This is a genomic window from Burkholderia sp. PAMC 28687, from assembly GCF_001577465.1.
GTDB lineage: Bacteria > Pseudomonadota > Gammaproteobacteria > Burkholderiales > Burkholderiaceae > Caballeronia.
In genome coordinates, this window is record NZ_CP014505.1 from 780,904 (window position 1) to 807,625 (window position 26,722).

Annotated in this window: 32 protein-coding genes and 1 tRNA gene; 4 read left to right on the top strand and 29 right to left on the bottom strand. The window is 57.9% G+C overall.

The genetic code is table 11. The features are described from left to right. Positions 1–60: 60 nt before the first annotated feature. Complete coding sequence (locus tag AX768_RS03615; protein WP_061998818.1) at positions 61–594, bottom strand: YfbU family protein; 534 nt, start codon at positions 592–594, stop codon at positions 61–63. Positions 595–839: 245 nt separating this feature from the next. On the opposite strand from AX768_RS03615, the gene AX768_RS32575 reads away from it, so the two are divergent. Next, positions 840–2,102, top strand: a complete 1,263-nt coding sequence (locus AX768_RS32575; RefSeq protein ID WP_155524173.1) for a hypothetical protein — start codon at positions 840–842, stop codon at positions 2,100–2,102. A 240-nt stretch (positions 2,103–2,342) separates the two neighbouring features. On the opposite strand, the gene AX768_RS03620 is transcribed toward AX768_RS32575, so the two are convergent. The 28 genes from AX768_RS03620 to rph form a co-directional block, all read right to left on the bottom strand. Then, positions 2,343–2,972, bottom strand: coding sequence for a hypothetical protein (locus AX768_RS03620; RefSeq protein WP_061998819.1), 630 nt, complete (start codon positions 2,970–2,972; stop codon positions 2,343–2,345). Between the two features lie 349 nt (positions 2,973–3,321). Then, positions 3,322–4,338 carry a tyrosine-type recombinase/integrase gene (locus tag AX768_RS03625; RefSeq protein WP_061998820.1) on the bottom strand — a complete coding sequence of 339 codons (1,017 nt, stop codon included), beginning with the start codon at positions 4,336–4,338 and terminating at the stop codon, positions 3,322–3,324. A gap of 2 nt (positions 4,339–4,340) precedes the next feature. Further along, entirely contained in the window at positions 4,341–5,024 is a 684-nt protein-coding gene (locus tag AX768_RS03630) for a hypothetical protein (RefSeq protein ID WP_061998821.1), read from the bottom strand. Between the two features lie 7 nt (positions 5,025–5,031). Beyond that, positions 5,032–5,592: a phage baseplate assembly protein V gene (locus AX768_RS03635; protein WP_231941314.1), complete on the bottom strand. Its 561-nt coding sequence runs from the start codon at positions 5,590–5,592 to the stop codon at positions 5,032–5,034. Further along, complete coding sequence (locus AX768_RS03640; protein ID WP_061998822.1) at positions 5,589–6,728, bottom strand: phage baseplate assembly protein; 1,140 nt, start codon at positions 6,726–6,728, stop codon at positions 5,589–5,591. The genes AX768_RS03635 and AX768_RS03640 overlap by 4 nt, the downstream gene beginning before the upstream one ends. After that, complete coding sequence (locus AX768_RS03645; RefSeq protein WP_061998823.1) at positions 6,728–8,518, bottom strand: phage tail tip lysozyme; 1,791 nt, start codon at positions 8,516–8,518, stop codon at positions 6,728–6,730. Before AX768_RS03645 ends, AX768_RS03640 begins: the two co-directional genes overlap by 1 nt. After that, positions 8,508–8,795: a phage tail assembly protein gene (locus tag AX768_RS03650; protein ID WP_172811920.1), complete on the bottom strand. Its 288-nt coding sequence runs from the start codon at positions 8,793–8,795 to the stop codon at positions 8,508–8,510. The genes AX768_RS03645 and AX768_RS03650 overlap by 11 nt, the downstream gene beginning before the upstream one ends. Before the next feature lie 44 nt (positions 8,796–8,839). Continuing rightward, on the bottom strand, positions 8,840–9,100 hold the full coding sequence (locus AX768_RS03655; protein WP_061998825.1) for a hypothetical protein: 261 nt from the start codon (positions 9,098–9,100) through the stop codon (positions 8,840–8,842). Continuing rightward, complete coding sequence (locus tag AX768_RS03660) at positions 9,100–9,804, bottom strand: hypothetical protein (RefSeq protein ID WP_061998826.1); 705 nt, start codon at positions 9,802–9,804, stop codon at positions 9,100–9,102. Before AX768_RS03660 ends, AX768_RS03655 begins: the two co-directional genes overlap by 1 nt. A gap of 11 nt (positions 9,805–9,815) precedes the next feature. Beyond that, positions 9,816–10,184, bottom strand: a complete 369-nt coding sequence (locus AX768_RS32580; RefSeq protein ID WP_155524175.1) for a hypothetical protein — start codon at positions 10,182–10,184, stop codon at positions 9,816–9,818. A gap of 3 nt (positions 10,185–10,187) precedes the next feature. Beyond that, a complete protein-coding gene (locus tag AX768_RS03670) occupies positions 10,188–10,424 on the bottom strand; it encodes a helix-turn-helix transcriptional regulator (protein ID WP_061998828.1) in 237 nt (78 codons plus the stop codon). Between the two features lie 80 nt (positions 10,425–10,504). Then, positions 10,505–11,053, bottom strand: coding sequence for a hypothetical protein (locus AX768_RS32585; protein ID WP_155524176.1), 549 nt, complete (start codon positions 11,051–11,053; stop codon positions 10,505–10,507). Then, positions 11,028–11,540 carry a hypothetical protein gene (locus AX768_RS03680; RefSeq protein WP_061998830.1) on the bottom strand — a complete coding sequence of 171 codons (513 nt, stop codon included), beginning with the start codon at positions 11,538–11,540 and terminating at the stop codon, positions 11,028–11,030. Before AX768_RS03680 ends, AX768_RS32585 begins: the two co-directional genes overlap by 26 nt. 301 nt (positions 11,541–11,841) lie before the next feature. After that, positions 11,842–14,280 (bottom strand): DUF3987 domain-containing protein, encoded by a 2,439-nt coding sequence (locus AX768_RS03690; protein ID WP_061998832.1) that lies wholly within the window; start codon positions 14,278–14,280, stop codon positions 11,842–11,844. Next, positions 14,277–14,561 (bottom strand): hypothetical protein, encoded by a 285-nt coding sequence (locus AX768_RS03695; protein ID WP_061998833.1) that lies wholly within the window; start codon positions 14,559–14,561, stop codon positions 14,277–14,279. Before AX768_RS03695 ends, AX768_RS03690 begins: the two co-directional genes overlap by 4 nt. Continuing rightward, positions 14,558–14,968, bottom strand: coding sequence for a hypothetical protein (locus tag AX768_RS03700; protein WP_061998834.1), 411 nt, complete (start codon positions 14,966–14,968; stop codon positions 14,558–14,560). The genes AX768_RS03695 and AX768_RS03700 overlap by 4 nt, the downstream gene beginning before the upstream one ends. Further along, positions 14,961–15,662, bottom strand: a complete 702-nt coding sequence (locus AX768_RS33605; protein ID WP_231941315.1) for an ash family protein — start codon at positions 15,660–15,662, stop codon at positions 14,961–14,963. Before AX768_RS33605 ends, AX768_RS03700 begins: the two co-directional genes overlap by 8 nt. Next, complete coding sequence (locus AX768_RS03710; RefSeq protein WP_061998836.1) at positions 15,662–15,895, bottom strand: transcriptional coactivator p15/PC4 family protein; 234 nt, start codon at positions 15,893–15,895, stop codon at positions 15,662–15,664. Before AX768_RS03710 ends, AX768_RS33605 begins: the two co-directional genes overlap by 1 nt. Then, the gene (locus tag AX768_RS03715; RefSeq protein WP_082778741.1) at positions 15,895–16,611 is read right to left on the bottom strand and encodes a Rha family transcriptional regulator; all 717 of its coding nucleotides are present in this window, start codon (positions 16,609–16,611) and stop codon (positions 15,895–15,897) included. Before AX768_RS03715 ends, AX768_RS03710 begins: the two co-directional genes overlap by 1 nt. Continuing rightward, a complete protein-coding gene (locus AX768_RS03720; protein ID WP_061998837.1) occupies positions 16,608–16,844 on the bottom strand; it encodes a helix-turn-helix transcriptional regulator in 237 nt (78 codons plus the stop codon). Before AX768_RS03720 ends, AX768_RS03715 begins: the two co-directional genes overlap by 4 nt. Before the next feature lie 183 nt (positions 16,845–17,027). Then, positions 17,028–17,654, bottom strand: a complete 627-nt coding sequence (locus AX768_RS03725; protein WP_061998838.1) for a hypothetical protein — start codon at positions 17,652–17,654, stop codon at positions 17,028–17,030. 220 nt (positions 17,655–17,874) lie between these two features. After that, positions 17,875–19,010, bottom strand: a protein-coding gene (locus AX768_RS03730) for an IS3 family transposase (RefSeq protein WP_442857242.1) whose coding sequence is annotated in 2 segments (ribosomal slippage) — positions 17,875–18,746 and positions 18,746–19,010 — 1,137 coding nt in all. Because the reading frame shifts where the segments join, the coding sequence is not laid out codon by codon here. Between the two features lie 33 nt (positions 19,011–19,043). After that, on the bottom strand, positions 19,044–20,273 hold the full coding sequence (locus AX768_RS03740) for a tyrosine-type recombinase/integrase (RefSeq protein WP_061998841.1): 1,230 nt from the start codon (positions 20,271–20,273) through the stop codon (positions 19,044–19,046). A gap of 206 nt (positions 20,274–20,479) precedes the next feature. After that, positions 20,480–20,569: transfer RNA gene (locus AX768_RS03745), tRNA-Ser, on the bottom strand. 105 nt (positions 20,570–20,674) lie between these two features. After that, positions 20,675–21,865: an MFS transporter gene (locus tag AX768_RS03750; protein ID WP_061998842.1), complete on the bottom strand. Its 1,191-nt coding sequence runs from the start codon at positions 21,863–21,865 to the stop codon at positions 20,675–20,677. 39 nt (positions 21,866–21,904) lie between these two features. Continuing rightward, positions 21,905–23,143 carry a radical SAM family heme chaperone HemW gene (hemW, locus tag AX768_RS03755; protein ID WP_061998843.1) on the bottom strand — a complete coding sequence of 413 codons (1,239 nt, stop codon included), beginning with the start codon at positions 23,141–23,143 and terminating at the stop codon, positions 21,905–21,907. After that, positions 23,140–23,757: an RdgB/HAM1 family non-canonical purine NTP pyrophosphatase gene (gene rdgB, locus AX768_RS03760; RefSeq protein WP_231941316.1), complete on the bottom strand. Its 618-nt coding sequence runs from the start codon at positions 23,755–23,757 to the stop codon at positions 23,140–23,142. Before rdgB ends, hemW begins: the two co-directional genes overlap by 4 nt. Next, positions 23,750–24,496, bottom strand: coding sequence for a ribonuclease PH (rph, locus tag AX768_RS03765; RefSeq protein ID WP_269465467.1), 747 nt, complete (start codon positions 24,494–24,496; stop codon positions 23,750–23,752). The genes rdgB and rph overlap by 8 nt, the downstream gene beginning before the upstream one ends. Positions 24,497–24,846: 350 nt before the next feature. Here rph and AX768_RS03770 point away from each other — a divergent pair, with 350 nt between their 5' ends. The 3 genes from AX768_RS03770 to rpoZ are packed head-to-tail and all read left to right on the top strand — an operon-like array spanning position 24,847 to position 26,714. Continuing rightward, positions 24,847–25,782 carry a YicC/YloC family endoribonuclease gene (locus tag AX768_RS03770; RefSeq protein ID WP_061998846.1) on the top strand — a complete coding sequence of 312 codons (936 nt, stop codon included), beginning with the start codon at positions 24,847–24,849 and terminating at the stop codon, positions 25,780–25,782. 6 nt (positions 25,783–25,788) lie between these two features. Further along, positions 25,789–26,454 (top strand): guanylate kinase, encoded by a 666-nt coding sequence (gene gmk, locus AX768_RS03775; RefSeq protein WP_061998847.1) that lies wholly within the window; start codon positions 25,789–25,791, stop codon positions 26,452–26,454. A gap of 56 nt (positions 26,455–26,510) precedes the next feature. Then, a complete protein-coding gene (gene rpoZ, locus AX768_RS03780) occupies positions 26,511–26,714 on the top strand; it encodes a DNA-directed RNA polymerase subunit omega (protein ID WP_031359151.1) in 204 nt (67 codons plus the stop codon). The last annotated feature ends 8 nt before the right edge of the window (positions 26,715–26,722 follow it).

The window sequence follows — 26,722 nt, forward strand, 5'->3', positions numbered from 1 at the left end:
GCTAGGCAAGGTTTTCAAGGATGGCGCTTTAGACAGTCCACCATCCAGTCCACCATAAAATCATTGGCGAGCAAAAATAGCGATCAATTCGTCTGCGTTGAGCTTGCGGGGTGCTCCAAGATCGACACGGATCGGCTCGAACACGGTGAGCATTCGTTTGTAGCGCGGCGTCGTCGGCATGTGTGAGTTGTTGACCCGTCCATCAAATTCCTCGAAGCGTTCGAGTTTTCCGACAAGCATTCGAGCAATCGAAAGCAATTCGCTTTCGTTGTTGCCATCAAAGCCTGGAAACGTGCCGCTGAAGTGGGGATGCGCCTCTTTGACCCTGGCTACGTCTTCGGTAGACAGGCCGGCACTGGCATCTTCAATAAATGACCACATATCGAGGACGTCGACCACATAGCCGACCTCTTCCGGGGTCTCATCTGCATTGTCAGCGAAGAGTCCGTGATATTTCCATTCGATTGCCCACAGGTGATTCGAGTAGATCGCATCCTGAATTAGATCCGGGTCAAGTTCATCGGTTGCCTTCACCTTTTTCATGACCTCGCACAGCATCGTAGCGATTAGCTTCTCGGCATTCGACATCTTCATTGCTGGATCCTCGCAGGGTAAATGAGATGCAGCCCCGACAGGGGTGTCACTGTTCGTTATCACCTGCCGGGTGTTCGCGCTGCGCGGTTAGGCTAGCACGATCACAAGCCACGAAGGGCTACGGATCCAACATAACAGCTCGCGGAGTCAGAGTGATAGACGATCTATGACGCTAACGCGACCCACATGGAAAAATCTTTTTCATATAAGATTTCTGCATCTACTCAATTCGCGAGATTCTAAAAATGAAAGCATCGGAGATTTTCACGCCAGGGAAAACCCCAACGGTTACACTTATCAACGAACATCTCGTTGAGCGACGTCAGCTTTTTGAAGATGCCCTTGATCAAGGTGGGATGCTAATCTCAATCTCTGGACCCTCCAAATCGGGAAAGACAGTGTTTGTGAAGAGCATCACCGGTTCAGATAACCTCATTCCAGTGACGGGTGCTGGAGTTAATAGCGTAGACCAACTTTGGTTGAGGGTGTTTCATCAGATTGGAACCGCTGTTTCATATACCGAGTCATCGGAAGAAACTAAAAATTATGCGAGTACGAACGGTGCCAAAGTCTCAGGCGGGCTACCGTTTTTGAGGGGCGAAGTTGGTTTGTCAGACACCGACACTTCCGGCACTAAAACAACTTCTGGTAATACAAAAGCGGTAGATTATCTCCAACTTTTGATTTCTGAGCTGGCCAACTCCGGTTTAGTACTTTTCATAGACGATTTTCATTATATTCAACGAGACATTCAAATTGAAGTCGCGCGGCAGATTAAAGAGGCGATTGACAAGGGCGTCGTAATAGTATGCGCTTCCGTTCCTTACCATTCCGAGGATGTCCTCCGCGCAAACTCGGACCTTCGAGGGCGTGTTGTTTCGATAGACTTTGATTATTGGAAATTGGATATCTTAAGAAAAATTGCTGAAGTTGGTTTTGAAAAGTTAAATGTTCAGGTTGATCGCGAATCAATGAATTTTTTGGCGAGTGAAGCTGCCGGTTCACCACAACTTATGCAGTCGGCGTGCTTGAACGCTTGCTACGAAGCGAAGGTTAGAGTCCGACCTGATAAAATTACCGTATTTCCGAATGATCATCACTTTCTCAAGTCAATTTGCAATCGCACTGCACAAAGCGCTGATTATTCAAATACTTTGGAGCGTTTGAACGAAGGACCGAAAACCCGTGGGACTGAAAGAAATCAATATCGTTTGAACGATGGTACGGTTGGAGATGTTTATATTATTATTCTTAAGGCCATAGCCGCATCACCCCCAACGCTACATTTTCGCTATCCCGAATTATTGGACCGTATCAAAGCGATATGCGAAACCGAGACACCGGTTGGATCGAGCGTAACTGGCGCTTGCTATCAAATGTCCCTGTTAGCTAACGACGGTGCTCAAAGAACAATTTTGGAATGGGACCACAGCGAAGATGTGTTAAATATTCGTGACCCGTATTTGTTATTCTTTATAAGGTGGGCAGAAAGTTTTTTGCGAAATTAATGCGCTACCGATTTTTTAAGCTTGGTTGTCGCAAATCGCATACGCGGCAGATGCACCTGTTTTTATCCTACCTGAGTGCTGGGAAGTGCTGTGGCCGGTTTTTCGGCCACAGCTTGATCGTGAGGTCTGCCGGCCGCTGCCAGGGGAGAGCGATGCCACTCGAAGAGGTAACCCCCGCCTGGCCACATTGCGTCGACAGATGCCGGTGTTTGTTTTGCGCACCGCCGGCTGACGCATGGACTAGATCTTGTCGGCCGTGAGTTCCTCGAGCGCCTCAGTAATGATCTCCGTCAGCAGGTCATTAAGCTCGTTGACCGTTTTGCATCGATGCAGCCGCGGCGAATTTCCAGACGGGATCGATAGAAGCCGGGTTCGGACCTTCGCATATTCTTCGCCAACGGCCTTCGCGACATCCGCGACCATGACAACTTGCCCGGACTTCTGGTCGTATTCCAGCTCGTTCAGCAGGGCGAGGTAGTTTTCCTTGACCCGGCGCGCCTCGTCGAAACTCATGTTGGCGCCGCGCTCGATCAAAACGCGTGCAGCCGCCTGGTCATATTTTTCGCCGGGCAGCATTTCTACCGGCGGACGATCGTCTGAAAACGCAATTGCGGGCTGTTTTTCGCCGTCAGCGTTACCCCTTAAGTCTGTTTTTTCGGCCACCGTTACCCCTTCGTTACCTGGGGGGGTAATGGTGGGGGTAACGGCTGCCGCGCGGTTGTCGTGGTACCGGTCAAGAAGCTCAATAGATTTTTCAACATCGACCAAACGGCCTTGTGTGACAAGCCTTTTCTTGTCTTTGTACTTTGAAACCGTCTTTGCTGAAACGCCGCGGATCTTCGCGAACTGCGCCTGAGATACGAGTGTCATAGTTTTCCTCTATGGGCTGATATTGCCCTTGAATTACCCTAAATTAAAAATTTTCCAGCTAGGGGAGAATCGGGGTGCGCAATAGCCCGTAGTGGTTTTTCTTCATGGAGGGACCCTGACAATTCTGTAAGGTATTTCCTACACGGTCGGATGGGTCGCGAGTGGGCGCCGCACCCTCGAAACAGGAAAGGTTTACAAAGACGCGCGTGGTTGCGGTCGGGCAGGGCGGTTCGCACGATCGTTCGAATATCACAAGTCCTGATTAGGGCGTGGGTATTGGCAGTTGGCGCGGGCCGCGATTTGTTCGCCGCGTGATTGCCGATGGTTTGGAGGTGGATGTTGGCGAGGTTCATGTGCCCAATCCACACTGTTCGGCAATGCGTTGTTGGGCGATTGCCACGCTGTTCATATCAACTTCAAGGTAGTTCACAGTGGTCGCGACGTTCTTGTGACGCATCGCTCGTTGGATCGCTTGGACGGGCACGCCGGCATAGCTGAGTGAAGTTGCGAACGAGGCTCGCAATCTGTGTGGTGTGATCCGGTCGATGCCGACGTGCTGAGTCGCGGCATGAATGCTGGCGCGTGTGAAGCCGCGACCGTACTGGCGGCCGTCAGGCTTGACGATCATCGGTCCAGTGATCTTTCGCAATGGCCTCAGGTAGTCGCAAAGCCAGATGGGCATTGGAACAGGGTCAGCCTCGCGACCTTTGGTTTTCGGGGGTGTGTAAGACATTCGGAGCCAGTCGCAATTCTCCCAACGGGCGGACGCTGCTTCTGATTCCCGCAATCCCATGCCGAGCATGAGCCTCACCGCGAGTTGAATGCCGGGTGGGGCAGTCTCATCGATCGCCTTGAGCCATTGGGCGGTGAGGTCGTGTGGCAACGTGGCACGAGCTTTTTTCTGGACTTTGATCATCCTGACCTTGAACGGCACGGCCGGAATCACTTCACGATGGACTGCCCAGTTACACAGCAGTCGAATCGTTCGGCACCAGTGGTTTGCCGTGGTGGCCGCGTGCGTTTCGAGATGCTGGTTCCGAGCTTGCTCGACGGACGCCGTGGTCAACTCATCAATCAAGGTATCGCCGAGCCCGTATAGATGAAGGCGCCCGAAGGTTTCCACGCCGCTGATGTGCGACCGACTGACAACGTTATCGTGTGCCTGCAGCCATTGCGAGACGAGCTCACGAAGCGTCGGGATCACGCGGCCGTTGCGAGCCCAGAGGCTTGCTTCGCGATATGCGGCCTGCGCAACCTTTTCGGCTCGAGCGTATTGGGTGCTTCTGCTTGATCGTTGGACCCGCTTGCCGTCGACGGTGTATCGGAAGTGCCAAACCCGGCCGATTCGAAAGAGATTCACGCTCATGGTTATTTGGCCGTGGTGATAGCTTGGGCCAGCGCGTCACGCAACTCACGTTGAATGATCATCGGGACCATGCGCTGAGCGAGATCTCCGAATCCGAGACGCTGGGTTACAGGGTGAGCGTCGGCGAAACGAATCAACAGCTTCAGCCCGGTTTGCCGGCCGGCGACCATTCCTTGATTGGTACCGGAGCGCCGCGCCGTTCCGCGCACTTGGCGCCGCTTGGCGACGGGCGGACGCATCCAAATTCCGTTGATGGTCTGGCCGCTCCGTCGAAACGTGACCGGCCCAACGAACACGTTTGGATCCGCGAGCAGGTTCTTGATGTAATTTCGAGGCAGGTTGCCGTACTTGTTCAGCCTTGCCTCGATCGGCTTGAGCAGGGCGCGGCTATTCAGTTTGTTCGTGCCGCCAATTTCATAAGGATCAAGGTATCCGGCCGCGATCGGCTTTACGAACACGATCGCTGTGGGATTGGACTTGTTCCCTTTTTTAACGCCCACCGAATTGATAGTGAAGGGTGTCGGCTCGTCGAGCACCTTGCGCATGTTCGCTTGCTCGGCGGCTTGGATTTTCACGGCGGCCGCATTGACCGCTTGCGATGCGGCGAAAGGCATTTGCTTCCGGGAGAGATCGTCCAGCCGCTTGGAGATCTCCTTGATGTTGGTTTTGATCGAGATGGTGAGCATGGCCGCCTTACTCCGCCTGGTTCGGCACGTTCGTCGTGAGGTTGGCTGACCCGCTCGCCGCGACGAAGTTGTGGTTGTGCGTATCGTAGATTTGACGGTCTGCAACCATGCTTCGGCCGGTCGTGTCGCAGTGGTCGACGATGTCGCCAGTGCATTCCAGAAGCGGCGTTTCAGCGCGGACCTTCGGCGTGTTGGTGATCGTCACCGGCTTTCCACCGCCATTCAGGATCATGCCGGCAGCCGACAGGTACACCGACTGGCCCGTGTCGTCGTGAATCGCCACTTCGCCCGTTGCCAGGCCAGTCATTCGATATTTGGCGTTTGATGTCGCGATCACGATGCCGTCGTCACGGTCTCCATTCTTGAAGGCGATAACGACTTGCGTTCCCTTCGGGGGATTTGATGTGAAACCATACTCGGCGAAGCGGGGCAGGTCGTCGATAAGCTCGAGCTGGTTCACCTGTGCTTGGATTGTCTGCACGGGTTTGGTGTCATCGGTCAACGTCACGCCCCCGCGGGACATCAGCAGCAGCATGCGCCGCGACAGTCGGTTGAATGCTTCCATCATTGCTGTACCCCTGAAGTAGTGGATTCGTCCATCGGCAGCGTGTCGAGCGCGACCGGCTCCGGGATAAACCCTTGACGCGGTGCAAACGCGAGCTCCGCGTGATGGCCGTTCTCGTCGAGAATGAACGTCGCCTCAATAAGGAGAAGGGTCGTCCGATCGGGAACGCCCACGCTGGGCCCGGACACCGGGTAATTGACGTTGACCAGCCACGGGGAACCATCTTCAGCCCGCCATCCGTCCGTCAGTACCCGCACGCGGCGGGACCGGCCGTACGCGCGGGCCGCCATCCAGTTCACACGTTTTTCGATGAAGCGCCGATCCGTCGCGCTTTGCTCCGACACGAAAAACGTGGGCCGCAGCCGGGACGACTGAGCCACGACGGTGACCGCCGGCATGTTGACCACGCCTTCGTCGTCCGTGCTGGCGCTGTACGCGCTGAGTACCGCGTTATAGGTGGAGTAGGTTCCTAGTGTTGTCTTGGTGCAGGTGATTGCTTCGATGTTCGCGCCCACGCCAACGCCTGATGCTGATAGCTCGGTCCCAGCGGTCGAAAGGGTCAACTCGCCTTCCTCGCTTTCGAAAACGAGCACGCCGCAGTAGCGGGCGTAGCGCTCGATCACTTCCCATGCGGTTTCGGTGATGCTGACCAGCTGGCGAGGAAGCTTTGGAAGCGCGTCGAGAATCGCCTGCGTCCCATTTGGCGGAATGAATATATCGATGCCGTAGGGCGCCGCAATTGACGTCGCCAGGCTCTCCAATGTCGCGGAGACGTTGACGCGATCGATGCGACACGAACAGTCAATAAGATCCGCGCACTTGCCGCGCCCGGAAAGGATGAGATCGTGAAACTTGGGCGTCAGGATGTGCTGTACGGTTTCCAGATACCCCGACAGCACCACATCCTGGCCGATCGTGATCTTGACCGGCGCGCCCTCGTTGGAAATCAGTTTGAACGCATTGGCGTCGGATGAGCAGCGCATCTCGAAATATGATGTCCCGGTCTCGATAGAGCGCGTGATACGCACTGCCTTCCAGCCGGTGAGAGTCAGTCCATCCGCCGTGAACCGGATCCGAACCTCGTTCTCCCCGGGTGCGGTGCCGCCCTGCATTTCGGAAATTCGGTCGGCGCTGGGCATTAAAACGCTCCCGGGCGCGAAGCGAACTGTTCACCGAGCGACATGCTTTGGCGATCCGTAGTCATCGAAACGTCTACGTCACGCGGTGACGTGACATTCACGTTCGTACCGGGCGGCGGATTCCTGTGAACGATCTCCAGCTTGATCGCCTGCTGCCGCTCACCGCGACCGACCGGACCGCCTTCGGCCTCGGGCTGCTCGCGCCGGCTTGCATATGGGCTTTCCGGTACGGCTTGTGATTCGTCGGGCGGTGTTGCCTGTGCTGCGACGCCTCTCGGATAAATTCCGGAAATCAGCGATTTCACCGCGCCCATTGCCGTGGTTTCAGATCCTGCAGCGGGTGCGGGTGCAGCGGGATAGAGTGCGGCAAGCTGCGAGGCGATGCTTGCGCGTACGCTTGCTTCGGCATCAGCTGCTTTGGGCCGCTCGTATTGGCGCGAGAGGATTGCGGCGCCTGCCTCGACTGATCCAGCCGACTTCAACGCGGCATTCGTGCCCTGGTAGTTTCCGGCTCGCAGCTCGTGGTCCATAAACCCAAGCTGTTCCTCGAGCGTGGAGGTGCGGATAGTGTGCCCCGACCATTTTTCGAAATCCTTTTGCCGGTCTTTGTGCCACTGCGCCACGCCGAACGCTTCGCCGTTGTCGCCCTCCGCTACCGGGTCAAGTTTGCTTTCACGAACCAGATTAGCTGTTTTTGCGATCGCTTCGATGCGCGATGATCCGTGCTGGGTGAAATACTCAATGGCGCGCGGCACGTTCGCGTTCGGCTCGGCCGCCACCTCTGCATTGGATCGAGCGCCATTGCCGCGCAGATAATTGCCGAAAGCCTCGATCGGGTGCCGTGCAGTAGGATCAGGGCCGTTTTGCTGAAGCTGTTCGTTGGTCAGCGCGCCATTGCCGCGCAGCTGGTTTCCGAACTGCTCGAAACCTTCGTGCACGCGCTTTGTGTCCGGCGTCTTGCGGCCCTCGACCGTATCAAACGCAAACTGGACCGCGCGCAAAACCGAGTTGAGCGCCGGCTCAAAGTCGCTCAGGATCGTGTTGCGCAGATTTTCGTAGGTGATACCAAGCTTAGCGGTCGCGTCGGCGTATTGATTGGCGCGCTGTATGTCGAGCGGGCTTGGAACATAGGACGTCGCATTCTGAAGGTCTGACGCTACGCGAGAAGGACCGCGATTCAGGAAATCGATAAGCTGCCCGGCGCCTGCTGCATTCAAGTAATTCGAAGAACCCCCGTACTTGCCTTGATCGCGCAGCGTTTGCGCGTAAGCGGAAAGCTTGGTGAGTACCGTTTCCACGGTATCCATGTGAGTGGGGTCGGTCGAGATCCCTGCCGCCTGGTACCGCTTCAATGCCTCAGGGTTCCGATTGTTCAGCGCGTCGCTGTACGTTTGGCGAAGCTGTTCGATGCCACCGTTCGCTTGCTCGGGCGTGAGTCCGGCGAGCCGGCCGGCGTACTGGACTTTGTACGCCTCGGGCGTTGCAAGGCCAGTGCGGGTGCCCAGATTGGTCATCGCTCGACCCTGCGCTGCCCACGCAGCTTCGAGTTTCGACAGAGCAAACACTGCCGCAGCTACACCGCCGACGACACCCAGCGTTCCGCGCAAGAATCCTGAAACCGCGCCATTGCCAGCTGAGAATGATTCCACCACGTGAGTCAACCGGTCGGTGTGCCGGTAGGTCACCGTCGATGCTTGCTTTGCAAGCTGCTGCAGCGAGTTTTTCGCTTTATTGATCGGGCCGTTCGTCTGGTCGACGGCCGTCAACACGACCTGGAAATTATTCGCCATATTCATCTTCTCCGAACTGGCTCATGAAGCGGCACGCGGCCGCGAAGTCGCGTGCACCCAGCCGCTCAATGGCCTCAGCAGGCACTTCGGCGACCAGCGCGAGCATGGATATAAGCTGGTCCATGTCGTCACCGGCTTTCGCGGCCCGTTCGGCCTGTTTCTTCGTCGGGCACGCAAGCGCGAGATCCGTGTATCGGATGGCGCCTCGCCCGCTCCCTATCATCACCGGCCGCTTCAGGCGCAACTTCAGCGTCGGCTTCACATTGATCACATCCATGCGGTTTCTCCGTTGCGCGAGCATCCGTCTGTCGGACAGGCTTCTCATCGAACACCTGCAACGATGTCGATCGTTTCGCTTTTCCCGAGAATCGCTCGCGACCTCATCAGCAAGGCATCCCCGTCTTCATCGACAGGATTGAGATCATCCATGCCGTAAACTTTCACGAGTAGCTGACTACGCAACAAGAGCGCGAGAGGCTCATCGATGTCAACGTCATCGCCGACCGTGTACGTGGCCTTTGGGCTTTGAATGGTCCCGCGAAGGATGCGAACCTTCAATTTTTTGGCAGCAGCGAAATCCATTACGCCACCTCCTTCTCAACCAATTCGGCCAGCCGTTGCGGCAACTCGATCCCGCGATCCTCGAGACGTTGTGCAATGCGCAAGACGTGGGGCTCGGTCATACTCCAATCGGGACCACGATCCAATATTGGAGAAGGGTGAAAGTTAGGGGGGGCGCTCACAATCCCGTGTTGGCCGATCATTCGCACCAGCGCGTCATACGCGTTCATCTGGTACGTCGAAGTAGCCGTGCCGAAATTCGAAGAAGTCGCCGCGGCCGCGTGTATGCCGGCTATTGCCGAGATGTACGCCGCCAGCGCTTTTTCGTATTCATCGATCGCCCGTGCATACGCCTCCCCACACTCCTTCACGGCCTGGCTGGTGTTCTCCAGTTCAATCTCTTCCAGCTCGGAAGTAGCCACTTCAATTTTTCTCGCCAAAATCACTTTGGCGTTAGCGGCGGCGACACCTGTATCGATCGCCGCGCGATGCGCTTGCTCCGCATCAGCGATCTGCTTGTCGAGCTTCTTTGTATCGGGATTGGTGCTATCGAGAAATGCCTGGGCGACGATGGTTTCGCGCTGCTTCTTCAGGTCGGCGACGGCCTGCCTATGAACGTCTCCGGTTGCGGCGGACGAGTCGCAGCGCGCAACGTCCTCATGCAGCTTTGCTATTTCTACGCGCTTCGCGTGGAGCTGATCTCGAAGTTTGGGTGCGGACATCATTTTCCTTTTGGTTAAATCTCACCGCGCCGGCGCTTTCCGGCATCGATGATTCGTTGAGCCGTTGTATTGGCTTCACTGGGTTGAGTTGCGGCGGGCTTCACAGCCTCTCCGCGCCGTTCCTTGCCGGCGGCGACAATCTGGGCGGCAAGGGTTTCAGCACTGTTGAGTCCCTTCTGGGGGGTCGCGCGGGCTGGGGCGTAAAGCGCCTTTCCCATTGCGTCCGCGAAGGGTGTCGAGCTCGATACACGTTGCGGTCTAGATGCGTTTGGCTTCGCGGTGGGTGGGGCGGACTGACGAGGCGATTGAGCAGTTAATTTCGACGCGACGGTCGTGGAGAGACCGAGATATTTTGCGAGTGGGTCAGTCTGCTTTGCGGGCATGCGTTACTCCTTACTCGTCGGCGAAGCGCCCAGCGCGGAGCGCAGATCGCCAACGCGCCACGTGAGCACGCCACCTTGTTTAATGGGCTGGGGGATCTCGCCGACGTCAACGCGGCGATGGACGGTGCGGGTGCCGACTGAGAGCAGGGCGGCTACAACCGAAATCCGCACGCGCGCGACGTCGGGGAGATCGTCGAAACCACGCAGTGCGTCACGGGTTGAGATTGCTTGCGATGTCATCGGATTTACCTTGTTGGCTTTCGATGACCGCAATTTGACAGATTGCTTTTTCTTACCTCAACTATGCGAGGCGAGGTAACTTATTTCCGTTTGGTGAATTGATTGGGCCATCTAAATGGACCGGCCGGTGCGGCTGTGGATTTGCGGGTGAGGCGGGACAGCGGACGGCGGGTCAAGCCATGCTTAGAAGCGAACTTGACCAGATAGCTTCGCTTACGCGAAATACCCCATGCTACGAGCGTGTCCCGCGCAACGTCGAAGTTCACGCCACGCGACCCCGAGCCCAACAACGCCACGCGGATTGATCGAATGTTCAACTGATCGACGCGTGCCAACGGCGCCCGCTTGCCGCCGCGGTACAGCGCCTTCTGCGTTTGAGACGGCGTGGTGGCCGTGATTAATGGCTCCCGCAACCGGGATAGGCCAGCGGTCACACAGCGGCGAAGCACCTGCCATTCGCGGCGTAATGGCCGTTTTCCGTTACCTGCCCGGAACCATGATCGCTCTGCCCGATCCAGCCGGTCTAACGCGTCGAAGAGCAGCAGGTAATTGCGGCTCTCCCTCCACGCAAAGAAGTACTCCCAGCCGCTTAAAATGAAGTCGTCAGACTCTTCGTGCACGATCAGCATGTCGCTCCTTTCCTGTAGCCGTTTCGGCGCGCGCCTTTTCCAATCGAAGGCGAAAGTACTTTAGGTCGCCGCGCAGGGTGCTGGCCGGCTGCTGATAGATGCATTCGATTACGTGCGAGCGATCTTCCGGCCGCCATCCCTCCAGTGACGCGAGATCAGCAACTATCAACGCAAGCTTGTCGCGCCACTCCCGAAGCGTCTGAGAATTTATCTGCGGGCCCCATGGCAGATAGAGGTTCCCCGCAGGCGTGAGAAGTGCACCGATGCAATCCGTGGGAATTTCGTCTGAATCGATTTTTGGAATACGCCCACCCGGCTCACTGACAAAACTGACAGAAGGTGCATCGTTTTTTTCAAGGCGCTCCCCCATGGTACTGACAGAACTGACAAAAGCCGAATCGCGTTTTTCGATATGCTCACCCACGCCACTGACAAAACTGACAGAAGGGTGTTTGCTGGGTTTGAGGCGGTCGAGGTATTTATTCATCGCCACACCTCGGCGTGATCACGCATCTCCGATAAGGGCTCGTCGGCACATACCAGCAAAGCCGTAAATCCGGCGTAGAAAAATGGGCGTAGGGCGCGCGCCGTTTTCTTATCGAGGTTGCTTACGAAATACTCAACGCCAATTTTGTAGTCATGCCACAGTGGTTGCACCGTCGGATGCAAAAGACGCCCAGCGGCCTCTAGCGTTCCGCAAAGCCACGCAGCCCGCTTGAGTTCGTCCAACGGCGGGGCGGTGTCCTCTAGAGACTCGACAAGGTCCCATATGCGATCGCTCTGGCTTCTCATGACCGCAACTCCGGATAGATCCGATAGAGGGACTTGCTACGGCCGCCCGTATCAACTGCTTCGGTTCGCAGATACCCGTATTCGACCAAGACGCTGATCGCTTTTGCAGTCGCTTCGCGGTTCTCCAAGCCCGACCACTGGTTGCGATAGACGTCGCGCGCCGTGAACGCATCTTCGATGTCGCCGACCACGATCCGCTTCAGCAGCGCCTTCGCACCAGAAACCTCGGCGAGCAGGACTGAGCCGTAAGCACGTTCGGCGTGGCTGCGTAGGTACGCCGCCCAAGCAAGTGCCCGAGTCATCGCTTGGGCACTGATATTGCCAATCCCGTCATCAGCCAAGTGCAGCACCAATGCGAGCGACGGGACCAGCTTCCTGTACTTCGCAAGATGACTTTCCATCGCCGGGTGAAGATCGCCTCCGCGCAGCTCGTTCTCGTGCTCGGTCCGCCACTCCACGAACAGTTCCAGAGCTTCGGCATCAAGCCGGAGGAACGGCGGGTTACCGTCATGCTGGCCGTCCGGGCCCGTCGGCAGTTCCGCTTTCCACGTCTCGATCGGATCGGCAACGTCCAGCTTTTCGAAGACTGCATACGCACTGTGTTTCGCCTCGGCGTCGGGCCAGCAATCGACGTTTTCCCACGCCTGCCGCGGCACGTCGGGCCATACCAGCACGCCGAAACGTTGCATCAACCCATCATCCGCCGCACCGCCGCCAATCGCGCCGCGCAGATATTCCGACAGCCGGCCGGGTTGTGTACTGCCGATCACACTCAAACAAACCGCCTCGATTCGCTGATGGCCGCGCATTATGCGGTCGACAATGTAGGATTCGTTGCCGTTCCAAGCCGTCAAATAGAAGCCGCGCGCGCTTTCCTGCCCGTCACGCTCAAGCGATTTCAGCAAGCTCACCAGCTCATCTCGAAACACGCCGATTCCTTGCGGATTGTCGGCGCAGATTTCCCCAAGCTTCTCGACGGTCGCGTCGTTCACCAGATAGCGGTGATGCTTCGGCGGATCCAGTTCGTCAGTCTCAGGCAGGCTTACGTGAGCGTCCGGGTTTTTCTTGAGCGCTGCCATGGCTTTCTTCTCGCCAGCGTCCTGACGCATCTTGTGGATTTTGGCCTCGGCCTCGAAGAGCGCCAGCTCGTTCTCGAACTGCATTGACGCGTCGTAGTCGAGCCGCTTGAGCGGCGCAAGCACAGCAGACATTGCAGGCGACTTCATAACACCGGGCCGACCTACGATGCATACCCATTGATTCGCGTATTCGGTCCAGTCGTCGCGTGATTTGGGGCGAACGCCGACGCGCCGGCCGATGATCGTGCCGAGTACACCGATGATCGTGGCGCCGATGAAGTCGGGCGGGCATTGCACACGATTCGCGATGTCCTCAGCCCAACGACACAGAGACTCAGGCAAAAGCCGCATATCGAAATCAGCCACCGGCCGCAATGAATTCGGCAAAGGCTCTGGTGCCGGCCAGTCGGGCGTCGCTTTGCCGGCTTCAACAGCGGCGGTCAGTTGCGCGTTTTCGATAGCCGCTTTCACTGCGGCCAAACCTTCCTTTGCCGCCATATCGTTGAAGTCCGTATCGTCGTTGGTGCGTTTGGAAAAAGTCGGTTGAGCGACCGCGCCGTTGATAGCCAGCGCGGCCGCTTGAGCCGCAGTTCGACCAGGATTGCCGGGCGTGAAATCATCGTCGCCGCACACGATGATCGAGCGGCCGGGATACTTCTCGCGAAGCGCGGTACACACCGCCATCAGATTGCCGGCGCTCATCGCTGCCGCTACCGGATAGCCAGTAGCCTGTCGCAGGGTGCAGGCCGTCGCCCAGCCTTCGCATACTAGTAAAGGTGTCGATGGGTTTAGTCCGGCGCCGACGGTACAGAAGGAGCCGGCGACAATCCCGCCGCTCTTGAATGTTTTCTTGCCGTCCGGCTGGATGTACTGGGCGCTGCGCAACACGCCGTCAGCGTCGCGGAGCGGCACCATAATTGCCGCAAACCGCTGCTTGGCTCCCGCGGGTGCAATTTTCTTGCGGACCACATAGGCGTGATCAGCCCTAATCGGATATGCCTCTGCCCAGTGTGCCGTCACGATGCGCTGCGCTTCGTCAGCACGCTCGGTCCGGATGCGCGCCTCTAATGCACGCGCCTTCGCGATGCGCACCCGGTTTTCACTACGCTCAGCATCGGTCAATGAGCTTTCGACTTTGGCGCACCAAGTGTCTCTCAGACCTGTTCGCCAGTCCCCAAAGACTCCCACGCCGATGCCGTCGGCGAACAGGATGTACCAGGCTGAGCGCTTGCCGCGTTTTTCATCAGGCCCATCAAAGCGGTGTACCTGGCCGTCGCCAACGATTTCGGCGGGGGAGAACCCAGCATGTGACAACGCACTAGCGAATTCAGCTTCGATGTTGATGACTTCGCTCATGCGACCTCCCCGAGGCTGACTTGATAGCGCTCATAATTCCGCTGCATGGCCTCTTTGTAACTGCAAAATGCAGAAGAGCGGTCAATGCAAAGAGCTTCAGCCATTTTCGCGAGCCGGTTTGGAAGCGAACCGGGTTCAGTGGCCACCTGTATGGCTTCGAAAATCACGCATAGGTCCCCAAAGGACTCTTCCGCATGCCCGAGCAGCGACGCTGCTCCATCAATCTCGTGCACGACTTCCTTGACGTCGAGTTCCTGATCGTCTCGTGCAATTGTGCTCATACAGCCTCCTGTGAGGACTGCTCAACGAATCCGACATGCTGGGATTTTTCTTTAGACCTTGCTGCGAAACGTTCATTAAGGACGTATGAGGCACCCCCTGCAATCGTTGCAAGTTGGCCGATTACCGCCAATGTGTTGGCAACCTGACACAGATAATTGTGCACGCTGGTGCCATTAACTAAGGAGAAATCCCGGCCGGCCTCTTTGTCTTCGCAGGCTGCGGCTGCGGCCGCCAGCACCGTGTCAGCAGTTATGTTCGCCAGCGTCGACGCCTCCTCTGAGGCATTGGAGAGGAAATCCAGATCTTCATCCGATGCGCCTTTGGCATCGAATCTATGCCATAAAAACTGAAGCACATTGGAAGTGTCGGAAATTCGCAGATCCGTGTGGAGTTGATTATCAGCCATGGTTCACCTCGCGCTGGGTCAGGGTGGCGAGGGCGAGGAGAGCTTCACCAGCGATGTCGAGCGCGGCGACCGGCGTAGGTGCCAGTGAAGCGCGCTTGATGGCATCGCGAGCGATGAATTCGATGATGGCGGGGCTTACATGCTCAGAACGAGCGGGGGCAACAGCACGCATAGCGGGCTCCTTCGGTTTGTTTGAAGGCCCGCCGTCCACTGCAAAATGGGGTGGGCGGGCACACGGGAGGGTTTGCAGACCGGCAACCGAAGGAACCGGCGCATCCGAAGATGCCCCCACCGAGGCCCACCCGTAGAAAGGATGCGCAAAGGCGATACGCACAAAAAAGCCGCTGAGCGCGGCGTGTGCGCTTCGATTGTTCAGGCTGCAAAACCCGGCGTCTGTTATTTCAGACACGTTCCGAGTATAGCGAATCTGCCGGGGTATACAAGCGATTTTTTCGGATATGTCGCCCGGGGTAACTGACACAACTGACACAAGATGCTTTTGGCAGTTTTGGCAGGCACCTCCCGGTGTGCTTGGTGAAATTGCGTCGATACTTCTGTCAGTTTTGTCAGTGCCCTGGGTAGGGGTTCCTGAAAAACGTGATTTCACGATGTACGCGCTGAAAGCAGGATTTCCTGCTTTGTGGATTGCCGAAGCTGTGGCGGATTTTTCCGCCGCTGCATTGATGGTCCGCATCACGCACCTCTTTTAGGATCGTGCGCCTGGACCGCGAGAGTGAGCGCTTGAATGATCTGGGGGACGTGTTCCGGACGAAGCGAAATACCGCGCTCAGATGGAGACCATTCGCCGGCGTCATCGCGGAACCAGAGACGGAGACCCACATACATGCGGCCGCGGTACTCATGCAGATCGACTCGGATCTGCTGCTTATCGGTTTTCTCAATGCGAAGAAGGGTGGTGTTCGTCATCAAACACCTCCGAGGAGTCGGCTGGCGACTTGAGCGAAAGCCAGCGCGGATTCTTTGGCTTGCCTATACGCTTCCTTGTGGTCGGCGCCGGCCTTAATTGCTGCATGCAGCGCGTTTCGCATCACTACTTGGAGATTGGTCACCATGAGCCGCTGGGTGTCGGAAAGCTGATCGCGCATTCCGGCGCTGATGCCGGCCGCTTTGTTGACGAGCTTGTTGGCGTTGCAGTGAAAGACCTCGTTGCCGGCCAAGCTACCGTGGTCATGCGCGATTTGAGCCAGCGCCATTACTTCGTCGTGGAGGGCGTGATACCCGGGCAGGTACTGAGTGTCCGACAAGGTACGGCGTTCCCGGCATTCTCGAAAGGCCAGTACAAGCTTGAGCTTCAGCGCGCGCACGCGATCGGTATTGCGGCTGTACGACAGAAGCAGATAGCACTGATCTTCGTTCAGTAACGCGTAGCGTTCCGGCTGGCCGCGCCCGTGGATTTCTCCGGTTTGAAACCGGAGTATTCCGAGCGTCTCGAAATCTGCCACGTAGCCTTCAATCAGTTCACGAACGTGTTGGTGAGCGTTCCCAAGATGATCGGCGAATACTCGGCTGTCTACACGCACTTCGCCGCGTGACTCGTGCAATGCCACTGCGGTATCATTGCCGCGCACCTCAGCAAGGATGCATTTTGGGCTGCTCTTCGGAGTGGCCTTTTCTTTTTTCATGCGGCCTCCGCGCTCGACATTGCCTCGCGAAGCTCGCGCACAATCCAGCGCGTGCAACTACCTTGCTTGTGCGGTTTCGGCAACAAGCCTTTTTTGGCGTGGCGCCATACGGTCGGTATTGAGACGCCCAAGATCGCAGCAACGACCTTTACGTCTACTCGCTGGCTATCAGCGAGATCGTCATAGTGTTTGACGGTTGGCGAGATGACGCCGGGGAAGGGTGATTTAGCCATATCAGGACTCCATCGAGGGCCTGACGCGGGCTGATCAAAACGTATGCGCCAGGCTGGTTCTCGCAGTTGGATAATTCAGCCTGATACGAATTCTTTACCTCAATAGGAAAGGCAAACACCCTGTATGCGTGGTGCGTGCAACCGCTGCGCGGTCAAGTTACACCGCGCGCGCAGAGGCTACACTCACCGTGGAGGGAGTCTTGACAAGTTCCATTTAGTGACGTACCGACGGGCAGTCCTGAACGCGACAGGAACAACCTTCGTCAGCTGTTCCGCTGCGTGATCCATGCTGTTGCAGCTGACATCAAAATTCTCAGTCAGCCAGTCGAACGCTGATTGCATGATTTGCCTGGTCTCTGCATGGCGGGCATGCGCAGCACGGCGCGTCAAAGCCGAGACGCTCTCAGATTCCGGTGCATGGCCACGGCTTTTGAAAAGGCCGATCGCGACACCGTGCCAAAAAGATGCGTCTTCTACATAGCTCCACGCAAGATTATTTGCTTTTACTAAAACAGCGAGCCTGACATGCACTGCGTAAGCGTAAGCAAGCACAATAGGTTTTTCAATAAGAGGCCATGTGGATAGCGCTACGCTGTTTTGATCTTTAATTTGTTCGTAGTCGTTTTCAAGTGTTTCAACATCAGCTTCATCGTGAAGAGGAGTCGCAATGATCTCGTCAAACTTCTCCGGTGTTGCATCGGGCGATACTGCTATCCATAACGATTCGAGCTCGTCCATCAGATCAAGTGCGGCCACTTCCGCTGTTCTCGTCCCGCGCGGCGAGAAGTCGATATAAGGTTCGTATTCCATGCTTACCCCACAGCAACCCTAAAAGCGGAGCCGTGCCGGTCGGGTAGGGAACCCGATCTTCGCCCCGTCGGGCTAGGCACGGCAGAACGGTCATGCTGTTCTATTTATCGGTATCACTTCGCCTGGCGTGTGCGGCTTGGCTATAAATTCAGCCCAGTCAACAGAGGTGGCCCCGTTCGGTCGGACAGTTTTTTCGATTTTTAAGTGGAACGCTGGGCGGTCACGCTGCCGTTTTCATCGCGGGCAGCATCGCGAAGTAAGCTTCATCCGGGGTCTTGTCCGACAGACTTGAATGAGGCCTTTGCTGGTTGTACCACGTCAGGTAGTTAGCGATCGACTGCCGTGCCTGGCCGACGGACTCATAGGCCTTCAAATATATCTCTTCGTACTTCACGCTGCGCCACAGCCGTTCGATAAAAACGTTGTCCCGCCAGCTTCCCTTGCCATCCATCGACAAAGCGACCCCGCGCGACAGGACCGCGTCGGTGAAGACTGTACTGGTAAATTGGCTGCCTTGATCGGTGTTGACGATCTCAGGCAATCCATATTTCGCGAATGCTTCTTCAAGTGCTGCCACCGCATGCTCAGCTTCCATCGTGATCGCAACCCGGTGCGCTAAAACACGACGGCTAGCCCAATCGATCACAGCAGTCAGATAGACGAAGCCCTGTGCCATAGGCACGTAGGTCGTGTCCAGTGCGTACACCTGGTTGCCGCGCTCGATCTTCCGATCGCGCAGCAGGTACGGCCAGATCTTGTGCGCCAAATGTTTGCGGCTCAAGTTCGGCTTGCGATACAGCGCTTCGATGCCCATTTTGCGCATCAACGTGCCGACGTGCTTGCGTCCGACCACTATGCCCTCTCGCTTGAGCAGGCGCATCAACATGCGCGCGCCGGCAAACGGATGCTCCAGGTGCAACTCGTCGATGCGGCGCATGAGCGCCAGATCCGCGGCACTGACCGGGCTCGGCGCGTAGTACGCACTGGATCGACTGATGCCGACCAGCTTGACCTGCCGGGAAACCGGTAGGGGGTGGGCACGATCAATCATTTCTTTGCGCTCAGCAGGCCTGCCTTGCCGAGCGCGCCGGACAAAAAATCATTCTCCAGCGCCAATTGGCCGATCTTTGCGTGAAGCGTCTTCAGATCCACCGGCGGCTCATTGACGGGCACGCCCGCCGCGCCGAACACATCGGCCGCTCGTTCTTGCAACTGCCGCTTCCATTCTGTGATCTGGTTCGGATGAACCTCAAACTGCTGCGCCAATTCTGCCAGCGTGCGCTCGCCGCGTACGGCTGCCAGTGCCACCTTCGCCTTGAACGCCGCTGAGTGCGTGCGACGGGTTCTCTTAGTCATCGTCTGGTTTCCTTTGTAGGCATTATGCCTATCTCAGAACCCAGCGATTCCACCTAACCGACTGTCCAGATTTCCGGGGCCACCTCTAACCATCATTCGCCTGCGCTTCTCAAGCACGTCACCCCGCCAGTACGCTGCCTCGGTAGCGTCGTTCTTGATGTGCGCAAGCGCGACTTCAGCCAGCTCGCGCGGATAGTTGGTGTACTCGCCTGCCCAATCTCGAAACGTCGACCGAAATCCATGGGGAGTCGCTTCAAGGCTCTGACGGCGCATTAACGCGAGAAGCGCCATATCTGAAAGCATGCTGCCGGATCGAGGGCTGGCGAAGATCAAATCGTTGTCCGGGCGTACGGGCATCGCTTTCACGAGCGCAATCGCGGCTGGCGACAACGGCACGCGATGTTCCTTTTTTCCCTTCATCCGCTCGGACGGGACGATCCAAATTCCCTTATCCAGATCTACTTCGGGCCTTCGTGCGCCGCGCGCCTCACCGGACCGAGCGGCGGTCAATATCGTGAATTCAAGGCAACGAGCGGAGATTCCCTGTATGGCGCGAAGAGTAACCATAAACGTCCCCATCTGTTCGATAGGGAGCGCAGGGTGATTGCGAACGCGCTTAGTGCGCTTGGGTGCCGAAAGCAGCTTGTCGAGGTTCCCGCGCCATGCGGCAGGGTTAATGCCGTCATCACGAAAACCCTTCACTCTCGCCCAATCGAGTATCGCCTCGAGCCGGCCGCGCAAACGTGATGCGGTTTCGGTTTTTGTCGCCCAAATCGGCTCGAGTATTTCCACGATATGCGGGCGAGTGATATGCCGCACCATCATTTTCCCGATCACCGGGTTGGCATATTCCACGATCGTGTTGGTCCACTGGTCGCCATGTTTGACGTTGCGCCATTCCGGAGCCTTCGCCTTTATGAATCGTTTGGCTGCGTCCTCGAACGTGATTTCGAGCGCGTGGCTTGCACGCAAACGGCTTGCGACTTCCATCCGCTGTATTACTGGATCAATGCCACGAAGTATTTCCTCGCGCATTGCGGTGGCTTTAGTCCGGGCTCCCGCGACACCTATGCCCTGGTCTGAGTAACTGCCGAGGCCAATCTCGCGCCGCCGCCCACCCACCACAACACGAAGCACCCACGAGCGGGATGTTTCGCTCACGACCTTGAGATACAAGCCTTCCACACCGCCAACCGGATGCTTTCCCGGGGTGGTCAGTCGCTTTACGGCCAATGGGCCCAGTTCCTTCGCTTTCTTTGGCATCGTTACCCGCTACAAGGCGTCGGCAGTCCACCATCCGGTCCACCAACGTCAGTCCACCATCTAGTCCACCATAAAATCTAAGACTGAATGATGTTTGATGAAACGAGTTGATACAAGAAATTTCTTGGAAATATGCTGAGAGGCTTTCTAGGCGGGGATTTGCGAGATGCGGGGAGGTGAGGCGATACACTGTGATATGAGCGTTCTGGCGGAAGCGGTGAGATTCGAACTCACGGACGAGTCACCCCGTCGCTAGTTTTCAAGACTAGTGCCTTAAACCACTCGGCCACGCTTCCACGTTCACACATCACAACCAAAGGAACTGCCGGAACAGCACACCTTTCCGGCAAGGCGCGTATTGTAGCGCAACTTCGCCGGCCGTTTAAGCCTTCGCCAGCGCGTCATCCTTCCAGCGATTTCGTCGCCCGCAAAGCAGGAAACAGGCGCATCCAGATCAGGGCCACAACGATCGTCCCGGCTCCGCCGATCAACACCGCCGGCACCGCGCCGAACAAGCCCGCAGTCATGCCCGATTCAAACTCGCCAAGCTGATTCGATGTCCCGATAAACAACGAATTGATCGCGTTGACGCGGCCACGCATATCGTCGGGCGTTTGCAACTGGACGAGCGAATTGCGCACGACCACGCTGATCACATCAGACGCACCCAGTGCGCCGAGCGCGAGCATCGAAACGATGATGTTGCGCGATAAACCGAACACGATCGTTGCAATGCCAAACGCAATTACGCCTCCGAACATTGCGGTTCCCGCGCGTTGCCGCAACGGGAAGTGCGCCAGATAAATCGATCCCGCCAAGGCACCGACGGCCGGCGCCGCGCGCAAGACGCCGAGCGCCCAGGGTCCGGCCTGCAGCACATCGCGGGCGAACACGGGCAACAAGGCCGTCGCGCCGCCGAGCAGCACCGCAAACAGATCGAGCGACAACGCGCCGAGAATCACCGGTTTGCGTCGAATGAATGCGATACCCGAGAACAGCGACTCGAACGAAAGCGGCGTTTTCATACGAACCGCTTTTTCGATTTTTATCAGTGAAAGCAGCAGCGCCGCGCCCACGAACGCCACCGATACCGCCCCGTACACCACGAGCGCGCCGAGCCCGTAGAGCAGGCCGCCCATCGCGGGGCCGAGAATCTGCGCGGTCTGGTTCGCAGACGTGGACCACGCGGTGGCGTACTGCAACTGGGCGCGCGGAATGAGGTTGGGCAAGAGCGCTGACATCGACGGCGATTCAAACGCCCGGGCCGAACCGGCAACTGCAGCGATCACATAGATCAGTTCCTGACTCGTCACCCCACGCCACGTGGCGATACACAAGGTCAACGCCGCCACGCCCTCGATCGCCTGGCAGATGAACGCGATCGTGCGCCGGTCGTACCGGTCGGCCACATGACCGACCACGAGCGTAAGCATGAACATGGGCAGGAACTGCGCGAGGCCGACCAGCCCGAGCGCGAACGCGCTGTGCGTGATCGAATAAATCTGCCAGCCGATGGCGACCGACATCATCTGGAACGCCACCGATGACATGACCCGCGCGCTCCAGAAGAGCGCAAAGGGCCGGTGACGCATCACTGAATTGGGCGGTACGGCAGGAGAGGAGGCGCTCAATTAACGGTTGTCCTTGGTCGTCTTCGAGTCAGGGTTCTTGAGGAACAGCGCCTGCAGGTCGTTGAGAAAATCCTGGCCGCGCTGCGTTGGCGCAATGGTGTCGATATCGCGCGTGATCAGGCCGCGCTTCTCGGCTTCGATCAACGCGGGTTCGATCGCGGACATGGCAAGGCCGGTGCGTTCGTTAAACGAATGCACCGGAAATCCTTCGACGAGCCGCAGCGTGTTGAGCATGAATTCGAACGGCAGATCGCGCGGACCGACTTCGTTTTCTTCCTGCACGGCCGCGCCTGCGAGCGCTTCGTCCATGTATGTGCCTGGATGTTTGTATCGGACCTGCCGCACGATCTTTTGCGGGAACGACAGCTTGGTATGCGCGCCCGCGCCAATTCCCAGATAGTCGCCGAAGCGCCAGTAATTCAGGTTGTGCCGGCTCTTTTTGTTCGGCTTCGCATACGCCGATACCTCGTAGCGCTCGTACCCCGCCGATGCCGTGCGCTCGTGAATCCAGTCCTGCATGTCGGCGGATTCGTCGTCGTCGGGAACGGGCGGCGGGTATTTCGCGAACAGGGTGTTCGGCTCGAGCGTCAGGTGATACAGCGACAAATGCGGCGGCGCGAAACTGATTGCGGTTTCTATGTCGGCACGGCATTCGTCCTGCGTTTGCTTCGGCAGCGCGAACATCAGGTCGAGGTTGAAGTTATCGAAGTTCTTCGCGGCGATTTCCACGGCCTGGCGCGCTTGCGTCGCATCGTGAATCCGTCCGAGCGCCTTCAAATGCGCTTCGTTGAAGCTCTGGATTCCTATCGATAACCGGTTCACGCCGCTCGCCCTGAACTGCGCAAACTTCGCCGCTTCGAAAGTACCGGGATTCGCTTCGAGCGTGATCTCGGCATCGGCGTCGAGGGGCAGCAACGCGCGGGCGTCGGAAAGCAGACGGTCCAGCCCCTTTGCCGACAACAAGCTGGGCGTGCCCCCGCCGATGAAAATTGAATGGACCTGCCGGCCCCAGACCTTCGGCAATGCTTGTTCCAGATCGGCGCGCAATGCATCGAGATAACGGTCTTCCGGAAACGTCTGTCCCTTCCACTCATGCGAATTGAAGTCGCAGTACGGACACTTTTTGACGCACCAAGGGAAATGCACGTACAGCGACAACGGCGGCAGCGACGTCAGCCGGATACTGCCCGGCGACGTGAACGCCTTGACGACGTTGATCGTTTGGGGACCGGCGCTCACGAGACGTCCTTCAACCGGCCGAGCAGATGCCGAAGCGCGATTGCCCGGTGGCTGCTGGCGTTCTTGACTGCGGGATCGAGTTCACCGGCCGTTTTTCCAAGCGATGGCACGAAGAAATGGGCATCGTAGCCAAAGCCGTTTGCGCCGCGCGGAGCATCCACCACTTCGCCATGCCAGCGGCCCTCCGCAATCAGCGGTTCTGGATCGTCGGCATGACGAACCAGCACGAGCACGGAGAAAAAATACGCGCGACGATCGGTTTCATTCGCCAGGTCCGCGACAAGCCGCGCGTTGTTCGCGGCGTCGCTTTTTTCGCCGCCGTTGAGCAATTGCGCGTATCGCGCGGAATAGACACCGGGCGCGCCGCGCAACGCGTGAACGCAGAGACCGGAGTCATCGGCGAGAGCGGGAAGTCCCGTCGCCTTCGATGCATGCCGCGCCTTCGCCAGCGCGTTCTCGACGAACGTCACGTGCGGTTCCTCGGCCTCGGATACACCGAGTTCGCCTTGCGTCACCAGATCGATGCCGGCGCTCGCGAGCAAAGCCGCAAACTCGCGCAACTTGCCGGCGTTGTTCGACGCCAGCACGACCCGTTTGAATACAGGATCAGACACTGAGCAGCTCCAGGGCGACTTTCTGCTTCGCAATCAACGTTTCAATGCCGCTTTGCGCCAGATCCAGCAATGAATTCATTTCCGAGCGCGTGAACGGCACGCCTTCGGCCGTACCCTGAACCTCGACAAAACCGCCGGCGCCCGTCATCACGACGTTCATGTCGGTATCGCACTGGGAATCTTCGTCGTAGTCCAGGTCGAGAACCGGCTGGCCGTTGTACACGCCAACCGAGATCGCGGCGACGAATTCGTTGATGGGCGATTCTGCGATCTTCCCGGCTGCAATCAGCTTGGTGACGGCATCGTGGGCCGCGACGAACGCGCCCGTGATGCTTGCCGTGCGCGTGCCGCCATCGGCCTGGATCACATCGCAATCGATATGCAGCGTCCGCGCGCCGAGTTTGTTCAGATCGAACACGGAACGCAGCGCGCGCCCGATCAGCCGCTGGATTTCCTGCGTGCGTCCGGTCTGTTTGCCGCGCGCAGCTTCGCGATCGTTACGTGTGTTCGTCGCGCGCGGCAGCATGCCGTATTCGGCGGTGAGCCAGCCCTGATCGCGGCCGCGCAGGAATTCGGGCACGCGCTCGGAGATGCTTGCGGTGCAGATCACCTTGGTATCGCCGAATTCGACGAGGACCGAACCTTCCGCGTGCTTCGTGTAATGACGCGTGATGCGCACGTCGCGCAACTGGTTCGCGCGGCGGCCGCTGGGGCGTGAAGTCGGGGCGGGCGAGGTCAGCGGAGAATCTGTCATGGAAGCGATCAAGTGAAAAAGCAGTAAGGGAGGGCGGTGCTGAAAGTCGCCAGAAAGCGGCAGCGAGCGACGAACACAGCGAAGGAACGCCGGGCCGGAAAACAAATTTTATCCGCAATCCGGGTGAGCGTCCGGCTGCGTATGAAGCCGACGCACGCGTTTCCCCGGGCTTTCAAGGGCAGTAACGGCAAAAATGGGATAATGCCAGCTTCCCCGCCCGGCCAACCATGCATGCCATTCGCGCAGCTTCACGCCGGGCGTACTGAAGTGAACCAGCCGTGCGGCGCATGCAGTGAAGACGCCGGTGCACACGGTCTTCAACAACGGACGCGATAATGATCTACAGCATGACAGGCTATGCGAGCGCCACGCGCGAGGTAGCGTCGGACGGCGCGGGCGCAAATGGCTCGGGCGTGGGAGTATCGGTGGAATTGCGCACGGTGAATTCGCGCTTTCTCGACATGAACTTCCGCATGCCGGAAGACGTTCGCGTATGCGAGCCGCAGTTGCGCGAAATGCTGATGAACAAGCTCTCGCGCGGCAAGGTCGATATCCGCATCAACCTGAATCGCGCCGAGCAAACGACCATTTCCGGCGCGCTCAACCGCGATGCGCTGTCCCAACTGGCCGCGCTGGAGCGCTCGGTTCTCGACGTTTTCCCCGATTCCGAACGCATGCGCACCGGTGAAATCCTGCGCTGGCCCGGTATTTTGTCGGAAAGCGGTGTTTCGGCAGAAACCTTGCGCAACGCGGTGCTGGCGTGCGGCAAGCAGGCGATTGCCGAACTTATCGATGTCCGCGCCCGCGAAGGCGCCGCGCTCAGCGCCGTGTTGATCGCGAATGTGACGGAAATGGAAGCGATCGTCGCGCGCATCACGCCGCTCGTGCCGGAACTGATCACGAAGCATCAGCAGAAGATCGTGGAACGTCTGCAGATTGCGCTCGGCATTGCCGCACCGGAAGGAACGACGCAAACCAGCATTCCGCGCGAAGAGATCGCCGAGCGGATTCGCCAGGAAGTGACCATGTACGGCATCCGTATCGATATCAACGAAGAATTGCAGCGCCTCACCGCGCATTTGAAGGAAACGCGTCACGTGCTGCAAAAGGGCGGCAAGGTGGGCAAGCGGCTCGACTTCATGATGCAGGAACTCAATCGCGAAGCGAACACGCTCGGCTCGAAGGCGGCAGCAAAAGAACTCGCAGATGCATCGATGACGCTCAAGCTGCTCATCGAACAGATGCGCGAGCAAGTGCAGAATCTGGAGTAACGGCACATGAACGACGCTCAACGCAACACCTACGCCGGCGTTTATCCGGGCAACCTGTTCATGGTCGTGGCGCCGTCGGGCGCGGGCAAATCCACGCTGGTGAACGCGCTGCTCGCGCAGGATCCGGCAATCCGCCTGTCCGTCTCGTACACCACGCGCGACCCGCGTCCCGGCGAGGAAAACGGCGTGCAATACCATTTCGCTTCCGTCGATGATTTCATGGCGCGGCACGACGCCGGTGAATTCCTCGAAAGCGCGGAAGTACACGGCAACTACTATGCAACGTCGCGCGTATGGATTGAAGCGCAGATGAAAAGCGGCCATGACGTGCTGCTCGAAATCGACTGGCAAGGCGCGCAACAGGTCAAGAAACGCTTTCGCAACGCGGTGGAAATTTTTATCCTGCCGCCCTCGCTCGATGCGTTGGAAGAGCGCTTGAAGAAGCGCGGACAAGATTCGCCGAACGTGATCGTGCGCCGTTTGCTTGCTGCCGGCAGCGAGATGGCGCACGCGCCCGAAGCGCAATATGTGCTGATCAACGAGAACTTCGACAAGGCGCTGACCGAATTGCGCTGTCTCGTTGCCGCGACACGTCTGCGCTTTGGTTCGCAATATGCACGTCATACGCAGTTATTCGTCGAGTTGGGCATACACTCGCCGCACGCCGAGTGAGCGGGCTTTCCGGTCACATAAGGTAGAATGAAGAACATATCGAGAAGGAATCAACCATGGCCCGCATCACTGTCGAAGACTGTCTGAAAATGATCCCCAATCGCTTCGAGCTCGCGCTCGCAGCAACGTACCGCGCGCGCCAGCTCGCTCAGGGCCACACGCCGAAGATCGAAAGCCGCGACAAGCCGACCGTTGTAGCGCTGCGTGAAATCGCGGCGGGCCAGGTCGGTGTGGAAATGCTCAAGAAGGTTCCGGTTTAAGTTTCAAC